This is a genomic window from Streptomyces caelestis, assembly GCF_001279005.1.
GTDB classification, from domain to species: domain Bacteria; phylum Actinomycetota; class Actinomycetes; order Streptomycetales; family Streptomycetaceae; genus Streptomyces; species Streptomyces heliomycini.
Map to the genome: position 1 here is coordinate 1 of NZ_LGCN01000003.1, position 2,715 is coordinate 2,715.

The 2,715-nt window shown below is 75.2% G+C and carries 1 protein-coding gene; it reads right to left on the reverse strand.

Going from position 1 to position 2,715, the window contains the following annotated elements:
* Positions 1-2,715 (reverse strand): condensation domain-containing protein (locus tag ADK41_RS02395; protein ID WP_159043932.1); only part of this gene is annotated, 2,715 nt, incomplete at both ends.

Consider the following 2,715-nt stretch of genomic DNA (forward strand, 5'->3'; position numbering starts at 1 on the left):
CCACACCTCGCGCAGCCCGGCGAAGGCCGCCGGGTCCTCCTCGGCGACCAGCCGGAACAGCCCGACCGTCAGCCACAACCCGGTGACGGACCCCTCGGCCAGGACCCGGGTCAGCGCGGCGGCGTCCAGCAGGCCGGGCGGGGCCACCACCAGGGTGCCGCCGGACAGCAGCGGCGCCCACAGCTCGTACGTCGTCGCGTCGAAGGCGAGCGGCGAGTGCAGCAGGACCCGGCGGTGGGCGCCGCCGGTGAAGCGGTCGTCCGCGGCAAGCTCGGTGACATTGCGGTGGGTGACGGCGACGCCCTTCGGCACGCCCGTCGAGCCCGAGGTGAACATGACGTAGGCGAGCTGGTCGGGGTGGACGGTGACCTCGGGGGCCGTGCCGGCGTACGAGCCGGCCGGGTCGGTCACCGACAGGGCGCGGGCGCCGTCGGGGAGTTCGAGGCCGCTCGGGTCGCGGTCGGTGAGGAACACCTCCGCGCCTGACATGCGCACGATGAGGTCGATGCGGTCCTTCGGGTAGCGGGTGTCCAGCGGCACGTACACGGCGCCGGCCTTGACGACGGCAAGGATCGCGACGACCGCCTCCGGTGAGCGCTCCTGGAAGAGCGCCACGCGGGAGCCCGGCCGCACCCCCTCGGCGATCAGCCGGTGGGCGAGCCGGTTCGCGCGCCGGTCCAGCTCGGCGTACGTCAGCCGCTGTGCTCCGTGTGTGAGGGCGACGGCGTCGGGGGTGCGGGCGGCCTGCCCGGCGAACAGCTCCGGCAGCGCGGCGGCCGGCCGGACCCGCCGGGTGCCGTGCCAGGTGTCGAGCAGCCGCGCCCGCTCGTCGTCGGCCAGGACGTCGAGGGCTCCGATCGGTGTGTCGGGGGTGTCGGCGGCGGCCCGGAGCAGCCGTACCAGGCGTGCGGTGACGGCGGAGACGGTCGCCGGGTCGTACAGGTCGGTGGCGTACTCGACGGTGATGCCGAGCCCGGCCGGGCCGCCGTCGGGGGCGCGGTGCTCGTGGAAGGTGAAGGTGAGGTCGAACTTGGCGATGTCGAGGGTGGTGAACTCCGCATCGGCGTGCAGGCCGGGCAGCCGGGGCACCGGGTCGGCCGCGTCGGTGACCGACAGCATGACCTGGAAGAGGGGGTGCCGGGCGGCCGACCGCTCCGGGTTGAGTGCCTCCACCAACCGGTCGAACGGCACGTCCTGGTGCGACCAGGCCGCGAGGTCGGTCGTCCGCACCCGGTCGAGGAGTTCACGGAAGGTCGGGTCGCCGCTGACGTCGGTGCGCAGCACGAGGGTGTTGACGAAGAACCCGACCAGGTCCTCCAGCGCCTCCTCGCCCCGGCCCGCGACCGGGGAACCGATCGGGATGTCGCCGCCGGCGCCGGAACGCGCCAGCAGGGCCGCCGTGGCCGCCTGCGCGACCATGAACAGGGTGGTGCCGCTCTCCCGTGCCAGCCGGGTGAGCGAGGCGTGCAGTCCGGCGGGGCAGCGCACGGTCAGCGAGGCGCCCCGGTACGAGGCGGTGGCGGGCCGGGCCCGGTCGGCGGGCAGCGTCACCTCCTCCGGCAGTCCCTCCAGCGCCTGCCGCCAGTGGTCGAGCTGCCGCTCCTCGTCCGCCGCGAGCAGCGCCTGCTGCCACAGCGCGTAGTCGGCGTACTGCACCGGCAACGGCTCCCAGCCGGGTGCCGCGCCCTCGACCCGGGCCGTGTAGGCGGCGGCCAGGTCCCGCATCAGCGGCGTGGTGGACCAGCCGTCGGAGGCGATGTGGTGGGTGACGAGGAGCAGCACGTGCTCGTCGTCCTCGACTCGCAACAGGTCGGCCCGCAAAGGCAGTTCGCGTGCCAGGTCGAAGGTGGTGGCGGACAGGTCGCGCAGCACCGTCGGCAGCGCCTCCCGGGTCGCCGGGATGAGCGCCAGTGCGGGCCGGGCCTCCTCGGCGGGCAGGACCCGCTGGTACGGGGTGCCCTGCTCGGCCGGGAAGACGGTCCGCAGCGCCTCGTGCCGGGCCACCACGTCGCTCAGGGCGAGGTGCAGCGCGTCGGCGTCGAGGGCGCCGGTGAGCCGTACGGCGAGCGGGATGTTGTAGGTGGCGGAGGGGCCCTCCATCTGGTCCAGGAACCACAGCCGCCGCTGGGCGGCGGACAGCGGCACCCGCTCCGGCCGCTCCCCCGCCACCAGCGCCGGGCGCCGGTCCGCGTCCGCGCCCTCGGCGATGAACACCGCGAGCCGGGCCACGGTGGGCTGCCGGAACAGGTCGCGCACCGACACCCGGGCGCCCAGGGTGCGCCGGACGCGGCTGACCAGGCGGGTGGCGAGCAGGGAGTGTCCGCCGAGCCGGAAGAAGTCGTCGTCGATGGAGACCGCGGGCAGTCCCAGCGCGTCCGCGAACAGTCCGCACAGCACCTCTTCGACGGGCGTACGGCCCTGTCGGCCCCCGGGCCCCGTGCCGAGCCTGGGTTCGGGCAGGGCGCGCCGGTCGAGCTTGCCGTTGGCCGTCAGCGGCAGCAGGTCCAGCTCCACGAAGGCGGCCGGGACCATGTACTCGGGCAGCGCGGCGCCGGCGTGCCGGCGGAGGGCGTCGGTGTCGACGCGGCCGTCCCCGGCGGCCACGACGTAGGCGATGAGGCGTTTGTCGCCGGGGCGGTCCTCGCGGACGACCACCGCGGCCTGCGCCACCGACGGGTGGACGACCAACGCCGACTCGATCTCACCCGGCTCGAT